Source organism: Sphingomonas sp. 28-62-20 (assembly GCF_002281505.1).
This window is the reverse complement of record NZ_NCGH01000002.1, coordinates 289,838-310,653: the sequence shown is the minus strand read 5'-3', so window position 1 is coordinate 310,653 and position 20,816 is coordinate 289,838. Positions and strand designations below refer to the sequence as shown.

Here is a 20,816-nt window from a genome sequence, read left to right as displayed (position 1 = left end):
TTTCGGGCATGGATATGGATTGGCGGGTCTCGATTGCGCCGTCAACGGTGTTGAAGATCGGCCACGGAACACGGTAAACGGGCGATAACCAAATAAGGGGTCGTAGATGCGTTTCTGGGCATGGATGATAGCGATTGCGGGCACGTTGCTGTTCGCTGGCCTAGCCGATGATGCCGCGCAATCGCAAAAGCGCAAGACGCCCTATTTTGCGTCGATCGCCGCGGGCAAGGCGCGGATGCGGACCGGACCGGGCCGCAATTATCCCGCAAGCTGGCTGTATCAGCGCGCCGATCTGCCGATCAAGGTGATCGACAGTTATAAGGAATGGCGCAAGATCGAGGATCCGGACGGCACCCAGGGCTGGATGCAAGGCAATTTGCTGAGCGAAACCCGCACTGGCATCGTCATGGGCAATAGCGCTGAATTGCTGGAGGCACCGCGCTTCAACGCGCCGCTGCTGTGGCGCGTGGCACCCGGTGTTGTCGGCCGAATCAGCCGGTGCGCGCGGGGCTGGTGCTGGTTCGATGTGCGCGGCCGGGCCGGTTATATCGAGGCGAACCGCATTTGGGGTGTCGATCAAGGCGAACAATTGTCCTGATGACAACGCCGACTCGGTTCACAATCATTCAAGACGACGTGACGGGGCCTGAAATTACGGCATTGATCGCGCTGCACCTGGCGGCCGTAGATGACGGCACAGCCGCCGAGTATAGGTTTGCGTTGGGCGTAGAGGCGCTTCGCGCGCCCGGCATTACACTCTGGAGCCTGTGGGAGGGCACAAACCTTCTCGGCTGCGCGGCCCTCAAAGATCTCGGCGAAGGGCAGGGCGAGGTGAAATCGATGCGCACGCACCCCGCGCATCTGCGGCGCGGCGTCGCCGGGCTGTTGCTCGGCCATCTGATCGGACAGGCGCGGGCACGCGGGTGGCACCGACTCAATCTGGAAACGGGGACCAATGCGTCATTTATTCCGGCGCATGCGCTGTATCGCCGTTTCGGCTTTGTCGATTGCGGCCCCTATGCCGATTATGTCGAAAGTCCGCATAACCGGTACATGACATTGGCGCTTGAATCCGGCGCAGTCGATCGGGGACCGGGTTGATCGGATTAAGCTGTTTGCTGCCCTTGCCCCTGCCAATCCATCGTCCTAGAAGCGCGCCAAGTTAAATTCCGCATCTGCGAGAAGCCCATTGGTCGATCTATCCCAATATCTGCCGATCCTGCTGTTTCTGGGGGTCGCGCTTGCGCTTTCGGGCGTATTCGTGTTCGCGCCGATGGCGGTTTCGCGGCTGACGGGCGCGCATAAGCCGACTGCTGAGAAGCTCACCGAATATGAGTGCGGCTTCCCGGCTTTCGAAGATTCGCGCAGCCAGTTCGACGTGCGGTTTTACCTCGTCGCCATCCTGTTCATCATCTTCGATCTGGAGGCGGCGTTTATTTACCCCTGGGCGGTTTCGGTGTTCAAACTCGGCTGGGTCGCTTGGATTTCGATGATGATCTTCATCGCTGAACTCGCGCTTGGTCTGGCCTATGCGTGGAAGAAGGGAGCGCTCGATTGGGAGTAGAACTCGAACGGGCACCTGCGGCTGGCACCCTGCCGGACGTCGGTTTCCTCAACGACATCAACAGCGAACTGGGCGACAAGGGCTTCCTCGTCACCTCGACCGAAGAGCTGTTCCAATGGGCACGCACCGGATCGCTCTGGTGGATGACCTTTGGCCTGGCGTGCTGTGCGGTCGAGATGATCCATGTGAACATGCCGCGCTATGATCTTGAAAGATTTGGCGCCGCCCCGCGCGCATCGCCGCGCCAGTCTGACGTCATGATCGTGGCCGGCACGCTCTGCAACAAGATGGCCCCGGCACTGCGCCGCGTCTACGATCAGATGAGCGAGCCCAAATACGTCATCTCGATGGGCAGCTGTGCCAATGGCGGCGGTTACTATCATTACAGCTATTCAGTGGTGCGCGGCTGCGACCGGATCGTGCCTGTCGACATCTATGTGCCCGGCTGCCCGCCGACCGCCGAGGCGTTGCTTTACGGGATCATGCAACTCCAGCGTAAAATCCGCCGCGTCGGGACGATCGAACGGTGATGGCCCGCGCAGCGATCAGTCTTTTATTCTCCGCGTCTCCGCGCCTCCGCGCGCGCAAAAATTGGGTTCACGCGGAGCTGCGGAGACGCGGAGGAGTGGCTCATGCGTAGCCCTGCTCCTGCCTATGCGACGAATGATGGGGTCATTGACGCTGCAGTCGCCGCACTTGGCGGCCTGATCGTCGATACGCTCGATGCGCATGGCGAAGTGACGCTGACGGTCGATCGGCTTCACTTGATCGACGCGATGGTCCTGCTGCGCGACACGCCCGGCCTTGAATATCAGCAGCTGATGGAAATCGCTGGGGTCGATTATCTCGATCGCGCTGAGCGGTTCGAAGTCTGCTATCATCTGCTCAGCCTGACGCGGAACCACCGTATCCGCGTGCGCGTGACGACCGATGAGGAAAAGCCGGTGCCGTCGGTAACCGTGATCTGGCCGGTTGCGGGCTGGCTGGAGCGCGAAGTGTACGACATGTACGGCGTGCTGTTTGACGGCAACGCCGATTTGCGCCGTATTCTGACCGATTATGGCTTTCGCGGCCACCCGCAGCGCAAGGATTTTCCGCTCTCCGGCTATGTCGAGCTGCGTTATTCGGAAGAGGCTAAGCGCGTGGTGTACGAACCCGTCAAGCTCGCCCAGGATTTTCGCACCTTTGATTTCATGAGCCCCTGGGAAGGGGCGGACTATATCCTGCCCGGTGACGAAAAGGCGTCGCCGCCGCCCGCACCGGAGGCGAAGAAATGAGCGACTATATGGAAAAGCTCGAAGGGCTCACCGACGCCGCCGATCCCACCACGGGTGACGTCGCGATCGAGAATTACACGATCAATTTCGGCCCGCAGCATCCCGCAGCGCACGGCGTGCTTCGCCTCGTGATGGAACTGGACGGCGAGATCGTCGAGCGGCTCGATCCGCATATCGGCCTGCTCCACCGCGGCACCGAAAAGCTGATCGAACACAAGACCTATCTGCAGGCGCTGCCCTATTTCGACCGGCTCGATTACTGCTCGCCGCTGTCCATGGAGCATAGCTATGTGCTCGCGATCGAGAAATTGCTCGATCTGGAAGTGCCGCTGCGCGCGCAATATCTGCGGGTGTTCTTTGCCGAATTGACGCGCATTTCCAATCACATGCTAAACCTCGGCAGCCATATGATGGATGTTGGCGCGATGACGCCCAACCTGTGGCTGTTCGAAATCCGCGAGGATTGCCTCAATTTCTTCGAGCGCGTGTCGGGCGCGCGGATGCATTCGGCCTATTTCCGGCCCGGCGGCGTGCATCAGGATACCCCGCTCAAGCTGCTGACCGACATTGCCGACTGGCTCGACACCCGCCTACCGCGCCTGTTCGAGGATGCGATCAGCCTGGTGGCCGACAACCGCATCTTCAAGCAGCGCAACGTCGATATTGCGGTGGTGAGCCGCGAGGATGCGATCAAATGGGGCTTTTCGGGCCCGATGATCCGGGGTGCGGGCATTGCGTGGGACCTGCGCAAGTCGCAGCCCTATGACGTGTATGACCGGATGAAGTTCGAAATCCCGGTCGGCACGCGCGGCGATTGCTATGACCGGTTCATGGTCCGCGTGGAGGAAGTCCGCCAGTCGGTGCGGATCATGAAGCAGTGCCTGAACGAAATGCCCGAGGGGCCGATCGCCAGCCTCGATCGCAAGGTGGTGCCGCCCAAGCGGGGCGAGATGAAGCGATCGATGGAAGCGCTGATCCACCACTTCAAGCTTTACACCGAAGGGTTTCACGTCCCCGCCGGTGAAGTCTATGTCGCGACCGAAAGCCCCAAGGGCGAATTCGGCGTTTATCTGGTCAGCGACGGGACGAACAAGCCGTATCGCTGCAAGATCCGGCCGACGGCGTTTTCGCATCTGCAAGCGATGGACTTCATGAGCCGGGGGCACATGCTGGCGGACACGACGGCAATCCTGGGGGCGCTCGACATCGTGTTCGGGGAGTGTGACCGGTGAGGTTTTTGCAAGCCATCACCGCCATTGCTTTGCCATCCGTTGTTTTGGCCCAGCCAGCGAATGACCAGAGTGCAGACATAGCGCGTGTCGCTGTATATCTGGTGGCACTCCGCGACTCCAAAGCTGACCTGCGACGCATGGTTACAAGCGATGTTGTTTTAATCGATTCAAAGTCGCAGCAACCTCGAACGCTCGATCAATTTTTTTCTTATGCTACCGAATGTAAGTTGCAGAAGATCGAAGCCGTTGCTTCTAGAAATTCTGGGCTTCCGATATCTACAACTTGGAATTGCAATCGCTTTCAAATCATAAATGGTAAGCCGGTTTGGGACGAGCGCACCGCTTCTTTCTGGTTCAACGGCGACAAGATTAGCAGGATAAGTTGGGGTGAACGTCCGGTAGTGTTCATTGCCCCGCTGCGTCCAGCGGGAGGCAAGTAAACCGATGTCTGGTTCCCCCGCCACCCTCAACCTCGCCGACAAGCTGGTGCAATTTGCCGATCGCTGGAACCCGCGCAGGTCCTCGCGTCGGCAAGCGCTGGCCGATGCGACGACGGTTCTAGGCGCGCGCGATATCGTGTTTGGGGAGTGTGACCGGTGAAGGGCTTGACCGGGATGCGGGTTATTTTCGGCAGTTGCGCCGTGATGTTTTGCGCGGCGGCGATCGCTCCGCTCTTGCTGCGCCTGATGGGCATTGATTTCTTGCCGCTGAAATGGCCGATCCTGATTTACGGGGGGCTGGCGTTGGTCGGCATGCTGGTATCTAGTCCGCCTTGGATTGCGGCTGAGCTCAATCACAAATTCCAGTACAAGAACCGAAATCGGACCAAGGAAGGGGCACAGCACAATGGCTGAACCAGCGTCCACCCCCGCCACCCTCAACATCGCCGACAAGCTCGCGCAGTTCGCCGATCATTGGAACCCGCGCATCATCGGCCATTATAACGGCAATGAAATCCGTGTGGCCAAGGTGCAGGGCGACTTCAGCTGGCACGCGCATGCCGATACCGACGAGCTTTTCCTTGTCGTCGCGGGTGAGCTCGGCATCGAGTATCGCGATGGCGTGCGCCGCTATGGCCCGGGCGAGATGGTCGTCGTGCCCAGGGGCACCGAGCACAAGCCCTTTGCCGACGCCGAATGCCACATCCTGCTGATGGACCGCGAGGGCGAGCCCAACACGGGCCTCAACCCCTCGCACCTGACGCGCGAAAAGTTGGAGGTCATTTGATGACTGAAGCTGAATCGTCAATCATGCTTGAGATTCTCAAGCGCCTCCAGTCCGACATGTCGGAAATGAAGGCCGATATGTCAGACATGCGTCTGCGCATGACGGCGAACGAGGAACACCTTGCCACGTTGGTTATGTCGGTTTCCGGGATCAACCATAGGCTGGATCGTTTGGCCGACCGGGTAGAACGCATCGAGCGTCGTCTCGATCTGCTGGATACGCACTGATGGCCGACCACGCCCATATCCCCGACGAAGCCGAAACCCGCGCACGCTGGGGCGATTTCGCCTGGACGCCCGAAAACGCCGCGAAGGCGAAGGAAATCGTCGGTCGCTATCCGCCGGGTCGCCAGCAATCCGCGTCGATCCCGTTTCTCGATCTCGCCCAGCGGCAGGTCGGCGCGGCGACGCAGACGCAAGGCTGGCTCCCCGTGCCGGTGATCGAGTTCGTCGCGCGCGAACTCGGCATGCCGTACATGCGCGTGTACGAGGTCGCGACCTTCTACACGATGTTCAACATGGCGCCCGTCGGCCGCTATCACGTTCAGGTCTGCGGGACGACGCCGTGCATGCTGGCGGGCTCGGACGATGTGTTCGCCGCGTGCAAGAACCACGGCCTGATCAAGGGCAAGACCACGCCCGACGGGCTGTTCACGCTGACCGAGGTCGAATGTCTTGGCACCTGCGCCAATGCGCCGATGGTGCAGATCAACGACGACAATTTCGAAGACCTGGACTATGATCGCACCACGGCAGTGCTCGAAGCACTGGCGCGGGGGGAGAGCCCCAAAGCGGGTTCGCAGATCGGACGGCAAACAAGCTGTCCAGAGGGTGGCCCTACCAGTTTGAAGGACATGGTGACCGAGAACCACGATTATCGCGGGGAATGGGCATGACGGTTGAGGAAACGCGCTTCATTACCGAGATGCTGCAAGGCATCCGATCGGAGCTGCGCGATTTGCGGGAAGAGCAGCTCAACCAGGGCATGCGGCTGACAGCGGTCGAGCATCGACTGCTTGGGATCGATACGCACATGGCTGCACTTCAGCACGGGGTTGATAGCGTTAAAACCGACATGCGCCGGGTGAAACAACGGCTCGAACTGGTGGAGGAATGAAATGAACATCCTGATCGCAATCGGCTTCGCGCTACTCGCGGTATTTGTCTTGGTGGCGCTGGTGAAGCTTGCCTTTGGGTTGATCGTGCTTGCGCTCGTGCTCGGTACGGGCGTCGCGGCCTATTTCGTTATGGAAAAGCTGATCGGACAGGGCCGTTGATGCGCACCGTTATCGACAGCAATTGGCGGGGAGCCTGGTGATGCCCAAGTCTGCAATGGCTGGTGTGCCCGTGCTCGGCGTCATTTTCCTGCTGCTGGCGGTAATGAAGCTGATCAATGGCGAAGCCTGGGTCGTTTGGGCCATCCTGGGCTTTCTGTTTGGCGGATTCGGCGTTTTCGCGAACCGGTCAGGAGGAAATAAGGCGTGACCCTTGCCGACAAGGATCGCATTTTTACGAATGTCTACGGCTTTCAGTCATGGAAGCTGGAGGCAGCGCTCAAGCGTGGCGATTGGGATAATACCAAGTCACTGCTGGCGCTGGGCCCGGATACGATCATCGACCGGATCAAGGCGAGCGGCCTGCGTGGGCGCGGCGGGGCAGGGTTCCCCACCGGCACGAAATGGTCGTTCATGCCCAAGGAACCGAAGCCGGACCGGCCCAATTTCCTGGTCATCAATGCCGATGAATCGGAACCGGGCAGCTGCAAGGATCGCGAGATCATCCGCCACGATCCGCACAAGCTGATCGAGGGCGCGCTGGTTGCCGGTTTCGCGATGCGCGCGCGCGCCGCTTATATCTACATTCGCGGCGAATATATCCGCGAGGCGGAGGTGCTGTTTGCCGCGATTGCCGAGGCGTATGATAAGGGGCTGATCGGCAAGAATGCGTGCGGATCGGGTTATGATTTCGACGTTTTCTGCCACCGCGGCGCTGGCGCCTATATCTGCGGCGAAGAAACCGCGATGCTCGAAAGCCTGGAGGGCAAAAAGGGTCAGCCGCGCCTCAAGCCGCCCTTTCCGGCGGGGGCAGGGCTTTATGGCTGCCCGACGACCGTCAACAATGTCGAATCAATTGCGGTCGCGCCCACCATTCTGCGCCGCAGCCCCGAATGGTTCGCCAGCTTCGGGCGCGACAATAACAAGGGCACCAAGCTCTTCCAGATCAGCGGCCATGTGAACCGCCCCTGCGTGGTCGAGGAAGCGATGAGCATCCCGTTCCGCGAACTGATTGAGGTGCATTGCGGCGGCGTGCGCGGCGGGTGGGATAATCTGCTCGCGGTCATCCCCGGCGGGTCATCGGTGCCGCTGGTGCCCGCCGCCGAGATCATGGACGCGCCGATGGACTTTGACGGGCTGAAGGCGCTTGGCTCCGGCCTCGGCACCGCTGCCGTCATCGTCATGGACAAGTCTACCGATATCGTCCGCGCGATCAGCCGATTGTCCTACTTCTACAAGCACGAAAGCTGCGGCCAATGTACCCCGTGCCGCGAAGGCACCGGCTGGATGTGGCGCGTGATGGAACGCATGCGCACCGGCGATGCGGACATCAGCGAAATTGATACGCTGTATCAGGTGACCAAGCAGGTCGAAGGGCACACGATCTGCGCGCTGGGTGACGCCGCCGCCTGGCCGATTCAGGGTCTGATCAAGCATTTCCGCCCGGAGATGGAACGGCGCATTGCCGAAAAGCGCGGCGGTGGTGCCGAGCCGATGATGGAGGCAGCGGAATGACCGACGAACGCGCCAATCTGATGCTGGAAATTCTGAAAGGCATCCAGAGCGATGTCGCCGCGATCAAGCGCGAACAGGTGTCGCAGGGCATCCGCTTGCTGGCGCTCGAAGATCATATTCGCGGCCTCGTCGGGACGATCTATGGCATTCAGTCTGACATCGCTGATTTGAAGATGCGCGTCGATCGCATCGAAAAGCGCCTTGGCCTGATGGATACGGAACATTGATGATGCCCTCGGTGACCAAACAGGTCGAAGGCCACACGATCTGCGCGCTGGGCGACGCGGCGGCGTGGCCAATCCAGGGCCTGATCAAGCATTTTCGCCCCGAGATGGAGCGCCGCATTGCGGAGAAGCGCGGTGGTGGGTTGGAAACGATGCAGGAGGCAGCGGAGTGACGAGTTTTCAGAAGGTCGCGATCGCGGTTCTGGCCGGGCTCATCCCCAATGCCGTTTCAGCGCAATTGTCATCGCGCGACGGTCTGCTTGAGGCAGTGCCGACAGCGCAAGCCCGTGTTGCGTTGATAGAATATGCGTCTTGCCTCGTCGCACGGCGTCCGCAACCCGTCCGTCAGCTGCTAACGATGGATGCGCGTTCCACTGATTATTTTTCGAAGATGAACAAATTGATCAATGATCTTGAAAGCTGCCGACTGCCCGGGCGCCTGAAAATGTCGAATGTCTTGTTGCTCGGTGGCTTGGCTGAGGCAGCCTATAAGCATGATTTCGCCGGTCGTAGGGCATTGGATCCAGTGTTACTGGCAGAAAATGTATCGCCGAATTTGCCGTTGGATAGCAATGAAGCTGCATTGGCATGCGTTGTTCGGAAGAAGCCTCAGGCCGTGCATGATCTGCTCGGGACGCGCATTGAGAGCGCACAGGAGCTGGACGCAATCAAGCCGCTCGCCGAGGAGTTGTCGAGCTGCATGGTTCCGGGAACTTCCAGCCGACTGAACAAATCATATTTTCGGTCGGTGCTGGCGCTGGCGCTGTTTCGCTCGGCAACTCTAACCGCTTCGCAAGCGGGGGCCCGCTGATGCCTAAGCTCAAAGTAGACGGCGTCGAGATTGAAGTCCCCGCTGGTGCCACCGTGCTCCAGGCGTGCGAGATCGCGGGCAAGGAAATCCCGCGCTTCTGCTATCACGAACGCCTGAGCATCGCGGGCAATTGCCGGATGTGCCTGGTCGAGGTGAAGCCCGGACCACCAAAGCCGCAGGCGTCGTGCGCGCTCCCTGCTGCCGAGAACCAAGAGATTTTCACCAATTCGCCGATGGTCAAGAATGCGCGCGAAGGGGTGATGGAGTTCCTGCTTATCAACCACCCGCTCGATTGCCCGATCTGCGATCAGGGCGGCGAGTGCGATCTGCAGGACCAGTCAGTCGCCTATGGCCGGGGATCGTCACGCTATGACGAGAACAAGCGCGCGGTAACCGAAAAATATATGGGCCCCATCGTCAAGACGGTGATGACGCGCTGCATCCAGTGCACGCGCTGCGTCCGCTTTGCCGAGGAAGTCGCTGGCGTCGAGGAGATCGGCGCGATCGGGCGTGGCGAGAATATGCAGATCACCAGCTACCTCGAACATGCCGTGTCGAGCGAGCTCTCCGGCAATGTCGTCGATCTCTGCCCGGTCGGCGCGCTGACGTCGAAGCCGTATGCGTTCGAAGCGCGGCCATGGGAGCTGAAGAAGACGCTGACGATCGACGTGATGGACGCGGTCGGCACCAACATCCGGCTTGATAGTCGCGGGCGGCAAGTGTTGCGTTGCCTGCCGCGCATCAATGAAGACGTGAACGAAGAATGGGCGACCGACAAGACGCGTCACGCGATCGACGGGCTCGTCCGCAAGCGACTCGACCGGCCGTTCGTGCGCAAGGGCGGCAAGCTGGTCGAAGCGACATGGGACGAGGCCTTTGCCGCGATCGCCGCCGTTAAGGCGGGCAAGAACGTCGCGGCGATTGCGGGCGATTTGGTCGATTGCGAAACCATGTATGCGGCCAAGGCGTTGCTCGCGAAAATGGGGTCGTCGCTGCTCGAAGGGCGGCAGACCGGCATGGATTATGACGTGACGTCGCTGGCCGCCGTCAATTTCAATACGACAATTGCCGGCACGGAAATGGCAGATGCGATTCTGCTGGTCGGCACCAATTTGCGCTGGGAAGCGCCACTGGTGAACACCCGCGTCCGCAAGGCGATCAAGCGCGGGGCGAAGGTGTTTGCGATTGGGCCAGAGACCGATCTGACCTACAAGGTCGAATGGTTGGGCAATGGCCTTTCCGCGATGACCAAGCTGCCCGAGGCGGCGGCAGCGGCGTTCAAAAATGCGCGGCGCCCGATGATCATCGTTGGCGGCGCGGCGCTGAAATCGGGGCATGGTGCGGCGCTTGCCTTTGCCAAAAAACACAAACTGGTCCGCACGCTGGAAGATGGCACGGCATGGAACGGCTTTAACGTCGTCCATATGGCGGCCGCGCGGATGGGCGGGCTGATGCTCGGCTATGCGCAGCCTGGCGGCATTGCAGACATTGCCGCTGCAAAGCCAAAGCTGGCGTTTTTCCTGGGGGCGGACGAGGTGGATTTCTGGGACTTCGCCAAAAGCTTCAAGGTGTATATCGGCCATCACGGTGACAAGGGCGCGGCGCATGCCGATGTCGTGCTGCCTGGGGCCAGCTATGCCGAGAAATCGGGCACCTGGGTCAATCTGGAAGGACGGGTTCAGCGCGGCGAACATGCGGTGTTCCCGCCCGGTGACGCCCGCGAGGATTGGACGATCCTGCGCGCGCTGTCGGCGGTGATGGGTAAGACATTGGCGTTCGATACGCTCGATCAGCTCCGCGCTGAAATGGCAAAGGACGTGCCCACGCTCGGCATGCTCGGCCTAACACGATTCGATTGGGCCCCCCCTGCACTCGAGGCAAAGGGGGAGGGCGAGATTACCTATCCGATCAAGGATTTCTACCTCACCAACGCCATTTGCCGCGCCAGCCCGACAATGCAGCGCTGCTCGGCTGAGCTGGTGCACGGCCAAAGCTTTGCGGAGGCGGCCGAGTGATGGGCACCATTTTTCAGCATATCCGGCTGGCCAATGCGGCCCAGCCTGATCTGGAAGAGATTGACGCACGAGCGCTGGTCGATTCCGGTTCAATCGACCTTTGCATTCGGCCTCTGTTGGCAAAGCAGCTTCGGCTCGCGCCCATCGAGCAGAGGGTGGTGACGGTCGCTGATGGCCGGAAGGTCTCTGTCGATTACGTTGGTCCCATCAGGGTGGAAGTGTTTGGTCGCCATGCTTTTACGGGGGCGATGGTAATGGGAGATATGGTTCTGCTCGGGGCGATTCCGATGCAGGCAATGGATGTGCTGATCGATCCAAGGCGCGAACAATTAATCCCGAACCCCCAAAACCCGGATATTCCAGGGGCAATGGTGATGAGCCATAGGACGTCGCATCAATGACCTGGTGGTTCACCTATCTCGGCATGTCGTTTGAGGGCGCTTGGTTCCTGGCCACGCTGATCGACATCCTGCTCATCGCTCTGCCGGTGATGCTGGCGGTTGCGCTGATCATCTATGCCGATCGCAAAATCTGGGCGGCGATGGCGCTCCGGCGCGGGCCGAACGTGGTCGGGCCGTTCGGCATCCTGCAGAGCTTTGCTGACGGGCTGAAGGTGTTCCTGCAGGAAACGATTATCCCGTCGAGCGCGAACAAGGGCCTGTTCCTGCTTGCGCCGATCATCACCTTTACGGTCGCGCTGATCGTGTGGGCGGTGGTGCCGTTCCAGGCCGATCTGATCCTGTCGAACATCAATGTCGGGCTGCTCTATGTGCTCGCGGCGAGTTCGCTCGGGGTTTACGGCATCATTCTGGCCGGCTGGTCGTCCAACTCGAAATACCCCTTCTTCTCCGCGATCCGCGCGGCAGCGCAGATGGTGTCGTACGAAGTCGCGATCGGCTTTGTGCTGATTTCGGTGGTGCTGTGGACGGGCAGCTTCAATCTCGCCGCGATTGTCGAGGCCCAGAAAGATGTGTGGGGTTTTGCCGCATTCCCCATCAATGGCTTTGCGTTCAATCCATTGCTGTTCCCGATGGCGGTGGTGTTCTTCATCTCGTCGCTTGCCGAAACGCAAAGGGCGCCGTTCGATCTGACCGAAGCGGAGAGCGAGCTCGTCGCGGGCTATCAGACCGAATATTCGTCGATGGCGTTCGCGCTCTACTGGCTGGGCGAATATGCCAATGTTATCTTGATGTGCGTGCTGAACGCGACATTGTTCTGGGGTGGTTATCTGCCGCCGGTCGACTGGGCACCGCTTTACTATGTGCCCGGCATCGTCTGGCTGTTTTTGAAGATGTGCTTCTTCTTCTTCCTGTTCAGCTGGGTGAAGGCGACCGTGCCGCGTTACCGCTATGATCAGCTGATGCGGCTTGGGTGGAAGGTTTTCCTGCCCTTGTCGCTGTTCTGGGTGTTTTTAGTGAGCGGGTATTTGATGCTCGTTCGCGTGGGAGTGTCGGCATGAATATCGGCCAGACCATCAAGGCCTTCACGCTGTGGGAATTCGTCCGCGCGCATGCGCTGACCTTGCGGTATTTCTTCCGCGCCAAGGCGACGATCAACTACCCCTATGAGAAGAACCCCATCTCCCCGCGCTTCCGGGGCGAACATGCGCTGCGTCGCTACCCCAATGGCGAGGAGCGCTGCATCGCGTGCAAGCTGTGCGAGGCGGTGTGTCCGGCCCAGGCCATTACGATTGAAGCCGAACCGCGCGACGACGGCAGCCGCCGCACGACGCGCTACGATATCGACATGACCAAGTGCATCTATTGCGGCCTGTGCGCAGAAGCGTGCCCCGTCGATGCTGTGGTCGAGGGGCCGAATTTCGAGTTCGCGACCGAAACGCGCGAGGAACTGATCTACGACAAGGCGAAGCTGCTCGATAATGGCGACCGGTGGGAGCGGGTGATCGCCGCGAACCTTGCCGCCGATGCTCCGTACCGTTAAGCGCACACCGATTCCAAGGGGCCTCCACACATCGTGATTCAGGTTTTCGCCTTTTATCTTTTCGCATCGATCGTGCTCGTTTCGGGTGCGATGACGATTGCGTCGCGCAACCCGGTGCATTCGGTGCTCTGGCTGATTTTCGCCTTTTTCAACGCCGCCGGGCTGATGCTGTTGGTCGGCGCCGAGTTCATCGCGATGCTGCTCGTTATCGTTTATGTCGGCGCAGTATCGGTGCTGTTCCTGTTCGTGGTGATGATGCTCAACATCGATTTTGCCGAAATGCGCCAAGGCTTTGTGCACTATTTATGGCCGGGGCTCGCGCTGGCGGTGGCATTGGCGATCGAGTTGTTCATTGCGGTCAACGCCTGGACGGCCGGCGGGATCGAACTGGCGCGCCGGATTGCGCCGACGCCGGATACGACCCCCAATATCGAGGCGATCGGCGATCTGCTGTACACGCGCTACCTTTATATCTTCGAAGGCGCCGGACTTGTGCTGCTGGTGGCGATGATCGGGGCGATTGTGCTCACGCATCGCCAACGCAATGGGGTAAAGCCACAGAATATCGCCCGCCAGGTCGCGCGCCGGCCGCAGGACGCTACGCGCAATGTTGATGCGCCGGTCGGCCAGGGGGTGAAGCTGTGATCGGCCTTGTCCATTATCTGGTGGTTTCGGCCATTTTGTTCACGATGGGGGTGCTCGGCATCTTCCTCAACCGCAAGAACATCATCGTCATCCTAATGGCGATCGAGCTGATCCTGCTCGCGGTGAACATCAATTTCGTCGCCTTTTCGGCCTATTTGCACGATCTGGTCGGCCAAGTGTTCGCCATGTTCGTGCTGACTGTTGCAGCCGGTGAAGCCGCGATCGGCTTGGCTATTCTCGTCATCTATTTCCGCGGCCGGGGCACGATCTCGGTCGACGATGTCAATCGGATGAAGGGGTGATGACGTTGTCCCAGACCCCTTTCGTCACCCCCGCAAAGGTAGGGCGCCCGCTTCTTTGCGGGGTCGAAAAATGTAGCTGGTTCCCCGCCGTCGCGGGGATGACGGTGGTAATTAAATGAATCCGATCCTTCTCATCGTCTTTCTGCCGCTGGTGGCCGCGTTTGTTGCTGGGTTCAGCAACAAGGCGTTTGGCGCGACGTTGCCAAAGATCCTGACCACGGTCGCGCTGTTCACCTCCGCCGTGCTGAGCTGGACGATTTTCCTACCTTTCGTGGCCGGCACCGCCAGCCCAAGCGTCACCCCGGTGTTCGATTGGATCCGATCGGGATCGCTCGACATCGTCTGGTCGCTGCGCGTTGATGCGCTGACGGCGGTGATGCTGGTCGTCATCACGTCCGTCTCGGCGCTCGTCCACCTCTATAGCTGGGGCTATATGGAGGAGGACCCGGATCAGCCGCGCTTCTTCGCCTATCTCTCGCTCTTCACCTTCGCGATGCTGATGCTGGTGACCGCCGACAATATCGTCCAGATGTTCTTCGGCTGGGAAGGGGTGGGGCTCGCGTCCTATCTCCTGATCGGGTTCTGGTTCCGCAAACCCAGCGCCAATGCCGCTGCAATCAAGGCGTTCGTCGTCAACCGCGTTGGCGACCTTGGCTTCATGCTCGGCATTTTCGGCACCTATCTTGTCTTCAACACCGTCCAGATCGATGAGATCCTGCGGCTCGCGCCGGGGATGAGCGGGTCGACGATCGGTTTCCTGTGGTTCCGCGCTGATACGATGACGGTGCTCTGCCTGCTGCTGTTTGTCGGCGCGATGGGCAAGTCCGCGCAGCTTGGGCTCCACACCTGGCTGCCCGATGCGATGGAAGGGCCGACGCCCGTCTCCGCGCTGATCCACGCCGCGACAATGGTCACGGCGGGGGTGTTCATGGTCTGCCGCCTCTCGCCGATGTTCGAGGCGAGCCCCTTTGCGATGACGGTGGTGATGACGGTGGGTGCCGCGACCTGTTTCTTCGCGGCCACGGTCGGGCTGGTGCAGACCGACATCAAGCGTGTGATCGCCTATTCGACCTGTTCGCAGCTGGGCTATATGTTCTTTGCCGCCGGCGTCGGCGCTTATGGCGCGGCGATGTTCCACCTGTTCACGCACGCTTTCTTCAAGGCGCTGCTGTTCTTGGGCGCCGGCTCGGTGATCCATGCGATGCACCATGAGCAGGACATGCGGCATTATGGGGACTTGCGGAAATCGATCCCGCTCACCTTCTGGGCGATGATGATGGGCACGCTGGCGATCACTGGCGTCGGCATTCCGGGCGTGATCGAGGGGCTTCCCGCGATTGGCTTTGCCGGCTTCCATTCGAAGGACGCGATCATCGAAGGGGCCTGGGCCTCGGGCAATATGGGCGCGTCGATCGTCGGGATGATCGTCGCGCTGCTGACGAGCTTTTATTCGTGGCGGCTGATGTTCCTTACCTTCTGGGGCAAGCCGCGCTGGGCGACGTCCGAGCATATCCAGCACGCGCTGCACGATGCCCATGGTCACGGCCATGACGATCATGCCAATCACGACGACCACGCGCCTGCAGACCATGGCGACGGCACCGGCGGCTACCATCCGCATGAGAGCCCCTGGACGATGCTGCTGCCGCTCGGCCTGCTCTCGGCGGGCGCGGTCGCGGCGGGGTTCATTTTCCACGGCGCATTCATCGAACCGGAAGCGGGCAAGGAGTTCTGGAAGGGCGCCATCGCGTTCAGCGAGCACCTCGCCCACGCCACGCATGAGGTGCCGTTGTTGGTGAAGCTGAGCGCCGCCATCGCCTGGATCATCGGGCTGGCCGGGGCCTATTTCGCCTATATCCGCGCGCCAGAGCTGCCAGCGCAGATAGCGCGCAGCTTCAGCGTGGTTTACGACTGGCTGCTGCATAAATGGTATTTCGACGAGCTGTATGACCTGCTGTTCGTCAAGCCATCCTTCACGATCGGTCGTTTCTTCTGGCATCGGGGTGACGAGCAAACCATCGACCGGTTCGGCCCCAATGGCGCGGCGGCGTTCGTCGCTTCGGGCAGCCGGTTGGCCGGGCGGATGCAGACCGGCTATATCTATACCTATGCGTTCGTGATGCTGATCGGCCTGACCGCGGTCGTCACCTGGGCGATTGCGAGCTGATGACGATGAACGGCCTTCCCATCCTCTCGATCATGATCGCCGTGCCCGCTATTGCGGCCATGCTGTGCCTGTTTGTCGGCGCGAATGGTGCACGCTGGCTGGCGTTGATCGCCACGCTGGTCAACCTGGCGCTCGGCGCGGCGCTGTGGACCAATTTCGATGTCGGCGGCCCGCAATGGCAATTCGTCGAGCATGCCCAAATTCCAGCATTTGGCACCTTCGGCTGGGCGCTTGGCATTGATGGCTTCGCGCTGATGCTGATCATGCTCAGCGTGTTCCTGATGCCGATCTGCATCGGCGCGAGCTGGACCGCGATTACCAAGCGCGTGCCCGAATATATGGCGGCGTTCCTCGTGACCGAAACGCTGATGATCGGCACCTTCGCGGCGCAGGATATGTTCCTGTTCTACATCTTTTTCGAAGCCGGGCTGATCCCGATGTATCTGATCATCGGCATCTGGGGCGGCGCGAACCGAATCTACGCGAGCTATAAATTCTTCCTCTACACCTTGCTCGGATCGGTGCTGATGCTGGTCGCGATGCTGTGGATGGCGAATTATGCGGGCACGACGGACATCCCGACCTTGCTCACCACCGATTTCCCGCGTGAGGCGCAATTCTGGCTGTGGCTCGGCTTCTTTGCCTCGTTTGCGGTCAAGATGCCGATGTGGCCAGTCCATACCTGGCTGCCCGACGCGCATGTCCAGGCGCCGACGGCGGGATCGGTGATTCTGGCGGGTGTGCTGCTGAAGCTGGGCGGCTATGGTTTCTTACGCTTTTCGGTGCCGATGTTTCCGGAAGCCTCAGCGAGCTTTACCTGGCTGATCCTTGGCTTGTCTGCCGTCGCGGTCATCTACACCTCGCTGGTCGCGCTGGTGCAGTCGGACATGAAGAAGCTGATCGCCTATTCGTCCGTCGCGCATATGGCGATTGTGACGATCGGCCTGTTCGCCTTCAACCAGCAGGGCATTGAGGGCGCGATGATCGTGATGCTCAGCCATGGATTGGTATCGGCGGCGTTGTTCTTGTGCGTCGGCGTGATCTATGACCGACTGCATACCCGCGAGATCACCCGTTATGGCGGCCTCAGCATCAACATGCCGCGCTATGCGATCCTGTTCCTGCTGTTCACGATGGCAAGCGTCGGCCTACCCGGCACAAGCGGGTTCGTTGGCGAATTCCTGAGCCTGGCCGGCACCTATCAAGTCTCTACCGTCGCCACCTTGCTCTGCACGACGGGGATCATCCTTGGCGCGGGCTACATGCTCTATCTGTATCGCCGGGTCGCGTTTGGGGAGATCGTCCATGATGATGTCCGCGCGATGCCCGACTTGTCGATGCGCGAGATGGCCTTGCTGGTGCCGATTGCCGCAGCGGTGATGTGGATGGGGGTTTATCCCGAAAGCTTCCTGGCGCCGATGCGCGGCGATGCAGCGACACTGGTTGCGCGCGTCTCGCGGGCCCAGCCGGCAGGGGATTCACTGCCCACGCCGGGGCGCCCCGCACCGGTCGCTGCCCCAATTGCCGCGCATGCGGAGGCGCACTGATGGACTATACCGCAAATCTGGTGATGACCCTGCCGGAGATCGTCCTGTCGGTCGGCGCGCTCCTCTTGATGCTCGTTGCGGCATGGGGCGGGCAGAGCGCGTCACGGGCGATTTCCTGGGCCTCGATCGCCGTGCTGATCGGCGCAGGGATCGCGCTGAGTGGACCAGCCTCGAGTGGCGGCGTCGCCTTTTACGGCCTGTACCGGGCCGATGGCTTTGCCGCCTTTGCCAAGGTGTTGATCTTTGGCGCGGCAGCGGTCGCGATCATCATGGCACCCGGGTTTTTCGAACGAACGAGTGGCGACAATCTGCGTCCCGAATATCCCGTGCTGATCCTGCTGGCAGCCGTCGGCATGGGGATGATGGTATCGGCGACTGATTTCTTGACACTCTATGTCGGGCTCGAACTGCAGAGTCTCGCTGCCTATGTGCTGGCAAGCTTCATGCGGCAGGATGCGCGGTCAGCTGAGGCTGGGCTTAAATATTTCGTGCTCGGTGCGCTGGCGAGCGGGATCCTGCTCTACGGCATTTCGCTGGTCTATGGCTTTAGCGGCACGACGGGGTTTGATTCCGTCGCCACGGCCTATGTCGCCGGCCATTCAAAGGGGCTCTTGTTCGGGCTGGTGTTCGTGTTCGCCGGGCTCGCTTTCAAGATGAGCGCGGTGCCGTTCCATATGTGGACCCCCGACGTGTACGAAGGCGCGCCGACGCCAGTAACGGCGTTTTTCGGCAGCGCGCCCAAGGTCGCCGCGATCGCGCTCACCGTTCGGGTAGCGGTTGAGGCGATGGGGCCGGCGTTGCTCGAATGGCGTCAGATCGTGATCTTCGCGGCGCTCGCCTCAATCATCCTCGGCGCGGCAGGCGCGATTGGCCAGACCAATATCAAGCGGCTGCTGGCTTACTCCTCGATCAACAATGTCGGCTTCATTCTGGTCGGTCTGGCTGCGGGAACGCAAAAGGGCGTGGCGGCAGTATTGTTCTACCTGGTGGTGTATGTCGTCATGACGCTCGGCAGCTTTCTGGTTGTCCTGCAAATGCGCGATGGGAACGGGCAGCCGATCGAGCGGATGGACAGCCTGTCGGGCCTTTCGCGGACGCGGCCGGGTCTGGCGCTGGCGATGGCGATCTTTATGTTCTCGCTGGCGGGGATTCCGCCCATGCTGGGCTTCAACGCCAAGCTGGCGGTGTTCGATGCTGCTGTGTCGGCCGGGCTATTCCCGCTGGCGGTAATTGGCTTCGTCGCGTCGGTGATCGGGGCTTATTATTATCTGCGCGTCGTCAAGATCATGTATCTCGACGAGCCTGCCGAGCCGTTCGGCCGCGGTGATGTGGTTGAGGGCGGATTGATTGCGGCAGCGGCGATCTTCATCTCGCCTGTTGGCTGGATATTGCTCTCGACGCTCAGCATCTGGAGCATGACAGCGGCCAAGGGGCTGTTCCCATAAGCGCGACAATCCGCGTTGTTGCGGAGACGGGCTCCACCAATGCCGACCTGATCGCGCTGGCGGCAACGGGATCGCCCGAGGGGTTGTGGCTGCGTGCCGAACGCCAGACGTCGGGGCGCGGACGGCAGGGGCGGGAATGGGTTTCGCCGCTGGGCAATCTCTACGCCAGCACGCTCGTCCGGCTGCGCCCCGCCGATCCCGCGCCGGCGACGTTGGCGCTGGTTGCAGCGGTGGCACTGGAGGAGGCGGTGTCGGCCTATCTTGGTGCGGGGCGCGTCCAGCTGAAATGGCCAAATGACTTGCTGCTGGCGGGCGCGAAGCTGTCGGGCATTCTGCTTGAACGGTCGGGCGACGCCATCATTATCGGCTTTGGCGTCAACCTCGCGCACCACCCGACCGATCTCGATCGGGTCGCCACAAGCTTAGCCGCGCACGGTGTTAGCGTTGATCCGGACGACTTCCTCGTCACGCTGTCGGACGGATTCGCGCGCTGGCTTGGCAAATGGCGGGGGGAGGGGCTCGCCGCCGTCCGAGACCGCTGGATGGCGCGCGCGCACCCGCCCGGCACCGCGCTGACCGCTCGCCTGCCCGATGGGGTTGCGGTGGAAGGGCTGTTCGATCGGCTGGACGGTGACGGCGCGCTCATCCTGCGCTTGGCGGACGGCGGCACCCGTGTCATTCACGCGGGCGATGTGTTTTTGATTTGAAGACCCAACCGCCGTTCGCCCTGAGCGAAGTCGAAGGGCAGGCGCAGCGCCGGGGCTTCGACTTCGCTCAGCCCGAACGGGGGTAGGCTTGGGGGTAGGCTAATGGAGGCAGACATGCTGCTCGCGATCGATGCCGGAAATACCAATGTCGTATTCGCGCTGGTCCGCGATAATGCCATCATCGCGCGCTGGCGGATCGCAACTGATCCGCGGCGCACGGCGGACGAATATGCGGTGTGGCTCAGCCAGCTGCTCCAGCTTGAGGGGCATGATCGCAAGGATATCGCCGGTGTCATCATCGCAACGGTGGTGCCGCGCGCGCTCCACAATCTGCAAACCCTGGCGCGCAAATATTTCGATACTGAGCCGCTGATCGCGGGCCAGCCGCCGGTCGAATGGGGCATCGAAATCGACGTCAAGGAGCCCAATTCGCTGGGGGCCGACCGCGCGGTCAACACGATTGCCGCGCACGCGCTGCACCCCGGCGATTTGATCGTCATCGATTTCGGTACCGCCACCACCTTCGAGGTCGTCGATTATACCGGCGCGTACAAGGGCGGGATCATCTGCCCCGGCATCAACCTGTCGCTCGACGCGCTGGTTACCGCCGCTGCCAAGCTACCGCGCATCGCCATTGAAGCGCCCGCAGATACCAGCGTGATCGGCCGCGATACGATCAGCCAGATGCATATCGGCATCTATTGGGGCTATATCGGCATGCTCGAAGGGCTGGTTGCGCGGATCAAGGCGGAGGTCGGTCGCCCGGTCAAGGTGATCGCGACCGGCGGATTGGCAACGCTTTTTGAGAAACAAACCAATGTTTTCGATGTCGTTGAGCCTGATCTGACTATTCAGGGGCTGGCGATGATGTGGGATCGCGCCCATATAGCAGCGTAGAGTTGCATCGGAGCGCGCCCAACCGCG

28 protein-coding genes and 2 pseudogenes are annotated in these 20,816 nt (G+C 60.9%); all 30 read left to right on the top strand.

Annotated features, from left to right (window positions below; genetic code table 11):
• Positions 1-106 precede the first annotated feature (106 nt).
• The 30 genes and pseudogenes from B7Y43_RS02950 (at position 107) to B7Y43_RS02805 (ending at position 20,789) form a co-directional block, all read left to right on the top strand.
• Positions 107-598 (top strand): SH3 domain-containing protein, encoded by a 492-nt coding sequence (locus tag B7Y43_RS02950; protein WP_374130108.1) that lies wholly within the window; start codon positions 107-109, stop codon positions 596-598.
• A complete protein-coding gene (locus B7Y43_RS02945) occupies positions 598-1,101 on the top strand; it encodes a GNAT family N-acetyltransferase (RefSeq protein WP_374130107.1) in 504 nt (167 codons plus the stop codon). The genes B7Y43_RS02950 and B7Y43_RS02945 overlap by 1 nt, the downstream gene beginning before the upstream one ends.
• An 88-nt stretch (positions 1,102-1,189) precedes the next feature.
• On the top strand, positions 1,190-1,564 hold the full coding sequence (gene ndhC / locus B7Y43_RS02940; protein ID WP_374130106.1) for an NADH-quinone oxidoreductase subunit A: 375 nt from the start codon (positions 1,190-1,192) through the stop codon (positions 1,562-1,564).
• The gene (locus tag B7Y43_RS02935; protein WP_374130105.1) at positions 1,555-2,094 is read left to right on the top strand and encodes an NADH-quinone oxidoreductase subunit B family protein; all 540 of its coding nucleotides are present in this window, start codon (positions 1,555-1,557) and stop codon (positions 2,092-2,094) included. The genes ndhC and B7Y43_RS02935 overlap by 10 nt, the downstream gene beginning before the upstream one ends.
• A 102-nt stretch (positions 2,095-2,196) precedes the next feature.
• A pseudogene (locus tag B7Y43_RS02930) lies at positions 2,197-2,832 on the top strand (NADH-quinone oxidoreductase subunit C); the annotation flags it as partial.
• A gap of 5 nt (positions 2,833-2,837) precedes the next feature.
• On the top strand, positions 2,838-4,073 hold the full coding sequence (locus B7Y43_RS02925; RefSeq protein WP_374130104.1) for an NADH-quinone oxidoreductase subunit D: 1,236 nt from the start codon (positions 2,838-2,840) through the stop codon (positions 4,071-4,073).
• Positions 4,070-4,513 carry a hypothetical protein gene (locus B7Y43_RS02920; RefSeq protein ID WP_374130103.1) on the top strand — a complete coding sequence of 148 codons (444 nt, stop codon included), beginning with the start codon at positions 4,070-4,072 and terminating at the stop codon, positions 4,511-4,513. The genes B7Y43_RS02925 and B7Y43_RS02920 overlap by 4 nt, the downstream gene beginning before the upstream one ends.
• A 4-nt stretch (positions 4,514-4,517) precedes the next feature.
• A complete protein-coding gene (locus B7Y43_RS02915; RefSeq protein ID WP_374130102.1) occupies positions 4,518-4,673 on the top strand; it encodes a hypothetical protein in 156 nt (51 codons plus the stop codon).
• Positions 4,670-4,927: a hypothetical protein gene (locus B7Y43_RS02910; RefSeq protein WP_374130101.1), complete on the top strand. Its 258-nt coding sequence runs from the start codon at positions 4,670-4,672 to the stop codon at positions 4,925-4,927. The genes B7Y43_RS02915 and B7Y43_RS02910 overlap by 4 nt, the downstream gene beginning before the upstream one ends.
• Positions 4,920-5,300: a cupin domain-containing protein gene (locus tag B7Y43_RS02905; RefSeq protein ID WP_374130100.1), complete on the top strand. Its 381-nt coding sequence runs from the start codon at positions 4,920-4,922 to the stop codon at positions 5,298-5,300. Before B7Y43_RS02910 ends, B7Y43_RS02905 begins: the two co-directional genes overlap by 8 nt.
• A complete protein-coding gene (locus B7Y43_RS02900; protein WP_374130099.1) occupies positions 5,300-5,527 on the top strand; it encodes a hypothetical protein in 228 nt (75 codons plus the stop codon). Before B7Y43_RS02905 ends, B7Y43_RS02900 begins: the two co-directional genes overlap by 1 nt.
• The gene (locus B7Y43_RS02895) at positions 5,527-6,195 is read left to right on the top strand and encodes an NAD(P)H-dependent oxidoreductase subunit E (protein ID WP_374130098.1); all 669 of its coding nucleotides are present in this window, start codon (positions 5,527-5,529) and stop codon (positions 6,193-6,195) included. The genes B7Y43_RS02900 and B7Y43_RS02895 overlap by 1 nt, the downstream gene beginning before the upstream one ends.
• The gene (locus B7Y43_RS02890; protein WP_374130097.1) at positions 6,192-6,416 is read left to right on the top strand and encodes a hypothetical protein; all 225 of its coding nucleotides are present in this window, start codon (positions 6,192-6,194) and stop codon (positions 6,414-6,416) included. The genes B7Y43_RS02895 and B7Y43_RS02890 overlap by 4 nt, the downstream gene beginning before the upstream one ends.
• Before the next feature lies 1 nt (position 6,417).
• Positions 6,418-6,576 (top strand): hypothetical protein, encoded by a 159-nt coding sequence (locus B7Y43_RS02885; RefSeq protein WP_374130096.1) that lies wholly within the window; start codon positions 6,418-6,420, stop codon positions 6,574-6,576.
• 40 nt (positions 6,577-6,616) lie between these two features.
• Entirely contained in the window at positions 6,617-6,784 is a 168-nt protein-coding gene (locus B7Y43_RS02880) for a hypothetical protein (RefSeq protein WP_374130095.1), read from the top strand.
• Positions 6,781-8,088, top strand: a complete 1,308-nt coding sequence (gene nuoF, locus B7Y43_RS02875) for an NADH-quinone oxidoreductase subunit NuoF (protein ID WP_374130094.1) — start codon at positions 6,781-6,783, stop codon at positions 8,086-8,088. Before B7Y43_RS02880 ends, nuoF begins: the two co-directional genes overlap by 4 nt.
• Positions 8,085-8,315, top strand: a complete 231-nt coding sequence (locus B7Y43_RS02870; protein ID WP_374130093.1) for a hypothetical protein — start codon at positions 8,085-8,087, stop codon at positions 8,313-8,315. Before nuoF ends, B7Y43_RS02870 begins: the two co-directional genes overlap by 4 nt.
• Positions 8,316-8,317: 2 nt before the next feature.
• A pseudogene (locus tag B7Y43_RS02865) lies at positions 8,318-8,485 on the top strand (NADH-ubiquinone oxidoreductase-F iron-sulfur binding region domain-containing protein); the annotation flags it as partial.
• Between the two features lie 185 nt (positions 8,486-8,670).
• Positions 8,671-9,123 carry a hypothetical protein gene (locus tag B7Y43_RS02860; protein WP_374130092.1) on the top strand — a complete coding sequence of 151 codons (453 nt, stop codon included), beginning with the start codon at positions 8,671-8,673 and terminating at the stop codon, positions 9,121-9,123.
• Positions 9,123-11,138 carry an NADH-quinone oxidoreductase subunit NuoG gene (nuoG, locus tag B7Y43_RS02855; RefSeq protein WP_374130091.1) on the top strand — a complete coding sequence of 672 codons (2,016 nt, stop codon included), beginning with the start codon at positions 9,123-9,125 and terminating at the stop codon, positions 11,136-11,138. Before B7Y43_RS02860 ends, nuoG begins: the two co-directional genes overlap by 1 nt.
• On the top strand, positions 11,138-11,539 hold the full coding sequence (locus B7Y43_RS02850; protein ID WP_374130090.1) for a hypothetical protein: 402 nt from the start codon (positions 11,138-11,140) through the stop codon (positions 11,537-11,539). The genes nuoG and B7Y43_RS02850 overlap by 1 nt, the downstream gene beginning before the upstream one ends.
• Positions 11,536-12,597, top strand: a complete 1,062-nt coding sequence (gene nuoH, locus B7Y43_RS02845; RefSeq protein ID WP_374130089.1) for an NADH-quinone oxidoreductase subunit H — start codon at positions 11,536-11,538, stop codon at positions 12,595-12,597. Before B7Y43_RS02850 ends, nuoH begins: the two co-directional genes overlap by 4 nt.
• Positions 12,594-13,079 carry an NADH-quinone oxidoreductase subunit I gene (nuoI, locus tag B7Y43_RS02840; protein ID WP_374130088.1) on the top strand — a complete coding sequence of 162 codons (486 nt, stop codon included), beginning with the start codon at positions 12,594-12,596 and terminating at the stop codon, positions 13,077-13,079. The genes nuoH and nuoI overlap by 4 nt, the downstream gene beginning before the upstream one ends.
• A gap of 33 nt (positions 13,080-13,112) precedes the next feature.
• Positions 13,113-13,724 (top strand): NADH-quinone oxidoreductase subunit J, encoded by a 612-nt coding sequence (locus B7Y43_RS02835; RefSeq protein ID WP_374130087.1) that lies wholly within the window; start codon positions 13,113-13,115, stop codon positions 13,722-13,724.
• The gene (gene nuoK, locus B7Y43_RS02830) at positions 13,721-14,026 is read left to right on the top strand and encodes an NADH-quinone oxidoreductase subunit NuoK (RefSeq protein WP_374130086.1); all 306 of its coding nucleotides are present in this window, start codon (positions 13,721-13,723) and stop codon (positions 14,024-14,026) included. Before B7Y43_RS02835 ends, nuoK begins: the two co-directional genes overlap by 4 nt.
• A 115-nt stretch (positions 14,027-14,141) precedes the next feature.
• Entirely contained in the window at positions 14,142-16,193 is a 2,052-nt protein-coding gene (nuoL, locus tag B7Y43_RS02825) for an NADH-quinone oxidoreductase subunit L (RefSeq protein ID WP_374130085.1), read from the top strand.
• A 5-nt stretch (positions 16,194-16,198) separates the two neighbouring features.
• Positions 16,199-17,740 (top strand): NADH-quinone oxidoreductase subunit M, encoded by a 1,542-nt coding sequence (locus B7Y43_RS02820; RefSeq protein WP_374130084.1) that lies wholly within the window; start codon positions 16,199-16,201, stop codon positions 17,738-17,740.
• Entirely contained in the window at positions 17,740-19,185 is a 1,446-nt protein-coding gene (nuoN, locus tag B7Y43_RS02815; protein WP_374130083.1) for an NADH-quinone oxidoreductase subunit N, read from the top strand. Before B7Y43_RS02820 ends, nuoN begins: the two co-directional genes overlap by 1 nt.
• An 8-nt stretch (positions 19,186-19,193) precedes the next feature.
• Positions 19,194-19,892 carry a biotin--[acetyl-CoA-carboxylase] ligase gene (locus tag B7Y43_RS02810; RefSeq protein ID WP_374130197.1) on the top strand — a complete coding sequence of 233 codons (699 nt, stop codon included), beginning with the start codon at positions 19,194-19,196 and terminating at the stop codon, positions 19,890-19,892.
• A gap of 114 nt (positions 19,893-20,006) precedes the next feature.
• Entirely contained in the window at positions 20,007-20,789 is a 783-nt protein-coding gene (locus B7Y43_RS02805) for a type III pantothenate kinase (RefSeq protein ID WP_374130082.1), read from the top strand.
• The last annotated feature ends 27 nt before the right edge of the window (positions 20,790-20,816 follow it).